The organism is Corallococcus sp. CA053C, from assembly GCF_003611675.1.
Lineage (GTDB): Bacteria > Myxococcota > Myxococcia > Myxococcales > Myxococcaceae > Corallococcus.
On record NZ_RAWA01000504.1, the window covers coordinates 1 to 6,212 of the forward strand.

Below are 6,212 nucleotides of genomic sequence, written 5' to 3' on the forward strand. Positions count from 1 at the left end.
CTTCATGGGTGGGCGCGGGCTTCGCGAGCCCCTTGAGCGCCTCGCCCAGCTTCCGGACGAGCGCGGGGGACAGGGCCCGGGGGGCCACCTTCGCCACGTCCTGAAGGAAGCGCTGGCCGCTCTGGCGGGTCGCCCGGGTCAATTCCTCCGTGTCAACCTTGATGGGAGGGCGCAGCAAATGAGCGGGCCGGGCGAGGCTCGCGACAGAAAGTTCGATGTCCGGTCCGAGGCGCCGGAGCACCAGCTCCAGGTGGGCCTCCGTCAACGAAACCTGGGCCAGCCGACGCGTGCCGGCATGGAGCGCCGCCACGGCCTCCACCAGAGCGGGAATGACCTCCGCCAGGGGCTCTTCCACGGCCCCGGACAACAGGTTCACACCGTCCAACTCCAGCGCGATGGAATCGAGCGGGGAGGCTGACGGTTCGCGCTTCCAACGCTGTCCGATGCGTATGCGGGTCATTTACGTTCGTTGACAAGCCAGTTTAGCGGTGGCTAGCATCCGCCGCCCATACGGACCTACATTTTTGTAACCGTTCGGAATTCTTGGGGATTACTCAATGACATTTTACGAGGCCGCGCTCCGTGTGCTCGAGAGCGAAGGTCGCCCCCTGCATTTCCTTGAGATCACGGAGAAGTCCATCCAGCAGAGCCTGCTGTCCCACATCGGCAAGACACCGGAAGTGACGATGCTGTCGCGGCTGGCTGCCATGGCGCGACGGACGCGGGATCGCAAGGTGATTGTCACGGCGAAGGATACCTTCGCCCTGACGGATTGGTCACTCTCCGAGGATGCCGAGGCACTTGCTCAGACGGGCGTGATGGAGCCGCATCCGGAGGAAGAACTGCCTCCCTTGCGGCCGGTGGAACGCCACCCGGAGCCGCGCACGGACAACGTGCGCGCGTCGGGCCGTGGCACTGAACGCAAGCGTCGCCGCGACGAGGGTGACGAGGAGCGGGGTCGCAGGAAGCGCTTCCCGCCGCTGCCCGAAGTGGTGTTCGAGATCCTCAGCGAGGCGGACGTCGGCCTGCGCACGGATCAGCTCATCGAGCGCGCCAAGGCGAAGGAGCTGTGCGCCGAGGAGACGACGGTGGAGGCGGTGCTCACCGCCCTGCTGGAGGACAACCAGCGCCGCATCGACGCGGGCCGCCGGCCCCAGTACGCCTTCAACCAGGAGTCGGGTGAGGTGTCGCTGGAGCGCGCGGGTGCGCCGAGCGAGGCACCGCCCCTGGAACTGCAGGCGGCGTTCGCGCAGGCCCTGGGCATCCCGCTGGAGGGAGGCCGCCCGGTACTGGGCAAGCCCGTCCCCGGCGTCGTCGAACCCCTGGTGGACGAGGCCCTCATCGCCACCGCGCGCACGGCCCTCAAGGACGCGCGGCGGTCGGTGGCGCGCGGGCTGCGCAAGCGCCTGGGCGAAGCGGACGTGGGCACCTTCGAGAAGTCCGTCGTGAAGATGATGCACGGGCTGGGCTTCCGCGAGCTGAAGGTCGCCAAGCGCTCCAAGGAAGGCCCCCTGCTCACCGCGCGCAAGCGCGAGGGCAGCGTGGAGCTGCGCTACGCGGTGCGCATGCTCAAGGGCATGCCGGGCGTGGACCGCAAGACGGTGCAGGAGCTGCGCCGCGACCTGGGCCACTACTCCGCCCAGGTGGGTCTGCTGGTGAGCGCGGGCGAGGTGCGCGGCGACGCGCGCTCCGAGGCGCAGGCCACGGGCTCGCTGGTGATGCTGTGGTGCGGCGACGCGCTGGGTGAGAAGTTCCTGGAGGCCCGCACGGGCGTCAACGTCACCCAGGTGGAGCTGTACGACATCGACGAGCGCTTCTTCGAGGCCGCGAAGCTGGACGCCGAGGAGGCCCAGCGCCGCCGCGAGGAGCGCAAGAGCGAGAAGCAGGCCCGCGAGGAGGGGGGCGAGGTGGAGGTCTCCGCTTCCCCCGCCGCGGACCGGCCGGAGCGCGAGGAGCGCCCCGAGCGTTCCGACCGCCCGGAGCGAGGCGACCGGCAGGAGCGCGCCGAGCGCCGCCGCGACCGTCAGCGTGCGCGCAACGAGGCCCGTGACGCGGCCGCCGCCGCGCCCTCGGCCGAAGCGCCCGAGCCCAAGGCCTCACCGGTGGCCGCCGCGCCGCCGGCCGCCGCCGGGTTCACGCCGTCATCCGACGAGGATGACTCCGAGGAGGGTGACGACGAGGGCGAGGACGACGACCTGGAGGCCGCCAGCGCCTTCGTGGGAGGCGCCAAGGAAGGCGCCGAGGGTGGCACCGCGGAGAGCAACGCCTCCGAGCGCAAGCGCCGCCGCCGTCGTCGTCGGGGCCGTCGCGGCCGTGGCACGCGCGGAGCGGAGGGCGGGCCCGCGGGCGAGGCCGGCGCACCCGCGACGGGTGAAGCCGTTGCCGCCTCGGGTGAGATCGCCGCGCCGTCCGCGGGAGGCATCGTCGAGGGCGAGGGCCAGGTCGCGCTCGCCGGCGAGTCCCTGCCCGTCATCGCGGAAGGCGCCACCCGTTCCCTGGACGGGGAAGCGGCCGTCACCGCGCCGAGCGAGGCCAACGCCTGGCATGCGGGCGAAGCCGTGAGGCCTCCGTCTGAGCCCGAGTCCCCCGAAGCCGTACGGGCCCGGGCCGAGGCCGCGCAGGCCGCGTCCGACGCCGTGACGCCGGGTGCGAGCCCCGCGTTGTCGGCGGAGGACGCGTCCGAAGCGGTGGCGTCCGGCGAGGCCGCCGCGTCCCCGGGCGGGCAGCCCGAGGACGGGCGCGAGGCGTCGTCCGAGCCGCGTGATCCGCCCGAGCGCGAAGAGGGCTGAAGCCCCTGCACGGAATCAGGTGCGGTGGACGCGGGAGTGTTAGCCTAGCGGGGCCATGAAGCCGGCCCTGCTGCTCACCTCCTGCGTGCTGTTACTCGGGGCCTGCCGCTCGCAGGCTCCGCGCTATCCGGTGGCGCCGGTGGAGCTGTCCGGGGCCACCGTGCAGGACAACGCCCTGCTGGGCTTCGGTCCGGACGGCGTGCGGGAGCTGTTCTCCGACGCGCTGGAGACCTCCGGGCGCTTCGAGCTCGTGGGCGAAGAGGTCCCCAAGAAGGCGCGTCCCTGGCGGATGTCGCTGGAGGTGCCCTTCACCCGCGAGGTGCTGAAGGACGGCAACCCCCACAGCTTCGCGGAGGTGGGCGCCAACCTGTCCCTGGAGCGCTTTGGCGGCGCCGTGCCCCAGCGCTACGAGGTCGTGGGGTTGGGTGAAGCGGCCGTGCAGGAGGACTCGGAGGAGGGCCGCCGGACCGCCATGCGCGCCGCGCTGGAGAGCGTGCTCCGGCAGGTGACGGAGTCCGCGGTGCTGCAACTGGCCGCGCTGGAGCGCACCGACGAGGCGCTGGTGGCGGACCTGCAGGCCGCCGACGCGCGCATCCGCGAGTTCGCCCTCCGCACGCTGGCCGAGCGCAAGCACCCGGCCGCCGCTCCGCTCCTGATTGAACGGCTCAAGGACACCGGCGACGCGGACGCGGTGCGCCACACCATTGGCGCGCTGGCGGAGATGAAGGCCAAGAGCGCGGTGCCGGCGCTCATCGACCTGGCGCGCGGCCGCGACTCCAGCTTCCTGCAGGAAATTGTCTTCGCGGTGGGCGAGATTGGCGGCCCGGAGGCGGAGGCGTACCTGTACACGGTGGCCCAGGGCCACGACACGCCGTCGGTGCAGGCCGCCGCGCAGCAGGCGCTCGACACGCTCTACGCATCACGCAACCACGCAACGGTGGAGGCGCGTGGCCAGGGCCACGCGGACCCTTGAGTATGAGGCAATCGCTGTCGACGGTGGGGGGCCTGGCCCTCCTGGCCACCACGCTCATGGGCTCCGGGTGCGCGAAGCGCGTCTCCACGGATACAGACCCGGCGCCCGAGTCCATCGCTGAGTACTACCCGCTCGCGGTGGGCAACCAGTGGACGTACCGGCTGGACGGACGGGACGACAAGCCCGTCACGGTGGAGATCGTCAAGGAGCAGGACGGGTACTTCCTGGACAACCAGGGCGGCCAGCTCTCCGTGGACGCCTTCGGCCTGCGCGACCCCAAACGCTACCTGCTGCGCGGCCCGCTGGAGGCCGGACGCGGGTGGAACAACGTGGTGTCCGTGTCGTCCACGGAGCGCTACCAGTTGGTGCAGGTGGGCTTCGCTTGCCAGGTGCCCGCGGGCTCGTTCCAGAACTGCGTCAGCGTGGAGGGCCGCAACCGCGTGGACGCGCAGACGACGCTCGTCAACACGATGACCTTCGCCGCGGGCGTGGGGCTCGTGCGCGTGGACGTGGCCACGGAGCACGCGGGCAAGCGCGTGCCGCAGACGGAGCTGGAGCTGACGAAGTTCAAGGTGGCTCCCGCCAGCGCGGGCGCGACCCCTCCGCCCGCCACGAACTGAAGGCACCGCGCATGGCCCTGGAGACGACCGAGCTGACGCAGGACGCGCGCATCCTGGGCTTCCTCGCCGAGGGCGGGGAGGGCTTCATCTCCGGCGAGGCCCTGTCCAACCGGCTGGGCCTGTCGCGCACCGCGGTGTGGAAGCACGTGGAGTCCCTGCGCCTGAAGGGCTACCGCATCGAAGCGGTGCCCGCGCGGGGCTACCGGTTGGTGGCCCGGCCGGACCGCCTCTCCGCGCTGGAGGTCCACCCGCTGCTCGCCACGCGAGAGCTGGGCCGCGTGCTGCACCACCACGAGACCATCGGCTCCACCAACGCGACCGCCTTCCGGCTGGCGCAGGACGGCGCGGCGCACGGCACGGTGGTGGTGGCCGAGCAGCAGACCGCGGGGAAGGGGCGCCGGGGCCGCGCCTGGGTGTCCCCGCCGGGCCTCAACCTGTACTTCTCCGCCATCCTCCGCCCGGAGCTGTCCCCCCAGCGGGCCCCGGAGCTCACGCTGGTGGCGGCCGTGGCCCTGGCGGAGACGCTGCGCGAGGCGGGCTCGGACGCGGCCATCAAGTGGCCCAACGACGTGCAGCTGGGAGGCCGCAAGGTGGCGGGCATCCTCACGGAGCTGTCCGCGGAGCCGGAGCGCGTGCACTTCGTCATCGTGGGCGTGGGCGTCAACCTCAACGCGGGCGCCGAACACTTCCCGGAGGAGCTGCGCGACACCGCCACGTCGCTCTCCCAGGTCCTGGGCCGGCCGGTGGCCCGCCCGGCCTTCACCGCGGCCCTGTGGGCCCGGCTGGAGGCCTGGCTGGACACGTACCTGGCCACCGGCTTCGACGCGGTGCGCACCCGCTGGAAGGCCCTGTCGAGCACCCTGGGGCAGCAGGTGAGGGTGCGGACGGACCGGGGCGACTGGGAGGGGTTCGCGGAGGACATCGACCCCACGGGGGCCCTGATGGTGCGCAAGGCGGACGGCCTCGTGGAGCGGGTGCTCGCGGGCGACGTCGAGCAGGTGCGCGCTTCGCGGTAGAGTGCCGGCCGTGATGCTCCTCGCCATCGACGTCGGCAACACCAACACCGTGCTCGGCGTGTACGAAGGCCGCCGGCTGTTGGACCACTGGCGCCTGGAGACGAGCGCCCGGCGCAGCGCGGACGAGTACGGCATCCTCGTGCGCCAGCTCTTCACCTGGAGCGGCATCGACGCGACGCAGGTGAAGGCCGTCGTCGTCTCCAGCGTGGTGCCGCCGCTCCAGTTCAGCCTGGAGAAGATGAGCGAGCGCTACTTCAAGACGCGCCCCATGTTCGTCGGCCCCGGCGTGAAGACGGGCATGCCCATCCTCTACGACAACCCGCGTGAGGTGGGCGCGGACCGCATCGTCAACGCCGTCGCCGCCTTCGAGAAGCACCACCGGGGCCTCATCGTGGTGGACTTCGGCACCGCGACGACGCTGGACGCGGTGACGCCCAAGGGCGAGTACCTGGGCGGCGCCATCTGCCCCGGCATCAACATCTCCATGGAGGCCCTGTTCCAGAACGCCTCCAAGCTGCCGCGCGTGGAGTTCGCGCGGCCGCCGCACGTCGTGGGCCGCAACACCGTGCACTCCATGCAGTCGGGCCTCGTCTACGGCTACGTGAGCATGGTGGACGGCCTGTGCGCCCGCATGGAGGCGGAGATGGGCTTCTCCGTGAAAGTGGTGGCCACCGGGGGACTCGCCCCGTTGGTGGCCAGCGAATCGAAGGTCATCCAGGAAGTGGATGAGTTCCTCACCCTGGAGGGCCTGCGCATCATCTACGGAAGGAATCACGCGTCATGAGCCTCGCCCCGGATCCCACCATCCCGGCCC

The 6,212-nt window shown here is 71.7% G+C and carries 5 protein-coding genes and 1 pseudogene; 5 read left to right on the plus strand and 1 reads right to left on the minus strand.

Features of this window, described 5'->3' with window-relative positions; all coding sequences use genetic code 11:
• Positions 1–376: pseudogene (locus D7V97_RS38470) on the minus strand (hypothetical protein); the annotation flags it as partial.
• Positions 377–557: 181 nt separating this feature from the next.
• Between D7V97_RS38470 and D7V97_RS38475 the strand changes: the two are divergent.
• From D7V97_RS38475 to D7V97_RS38495, 5 genes are read left to right on the plus strand one after another with little or no spacing between them, the layout of a single operon-like run.
• Positions 558–2,789, plus strand: coding sequence for an HTH domain-containing protein (locus tag D7V97_RS38475; RefSeq protein WP_120615565.1), 2,232 nt, complete (start codon positions 558–560; stop codon positions 2,787–2,789).
• A gap of 55 nt (positions 2,790–2,844) precedes the next feature.
• Complete coding sequence (locus tag D7V97_RS38480) at positions 2,845–3,762, plus strand: HEAT repeat domain-containing protein (protein ID WP_120615566.1); 918 nt, start codon at positions 2,845–2,847, stop codon at positions 3,760–3,762.
• A gap of 2 nt (positions 3,763–3,764) precedes the next feature.
• The gene (locus D7V97_RS38485) at positions 3,765–4,382 is read left to right on the plus strand and encodes a hypothetical protein (protein WP_120615567.1); all 618 of its coding nucleotides are present in this window, start codon (positions 3,765–3,767) and stop codon (positions 4,380–4,382) included.
• 11 nt (positions 4,383–4,393) lie between these two features.
• On the plus strand, positions 4,394–5,398 hold the full coding sequence (locus D7V97_RS38490) for a biotin--[acetyl-CoA-carboxylase] ligase (RefSeq protein ID WP_120615568.1): 1,005 nt from the start codon (positions 4,394–4,396) through the stop codon (positions 5,396–5,398).
• Between the two features lie 13 nt (positions 5,399–5,411).
• Positions 5,412–6,182: a type III pantothenate kinase gene (locus D7V97_RS38495; protein WP_120615569.1), complete on the plus strand. Its 771-nt coding sequence runs from the start codon at positions 5,412–5,414 to the stop codon at positions 6,180–6,182.
• Positions 6,183–6,212 lie beyond the last annotated feature (30 nt).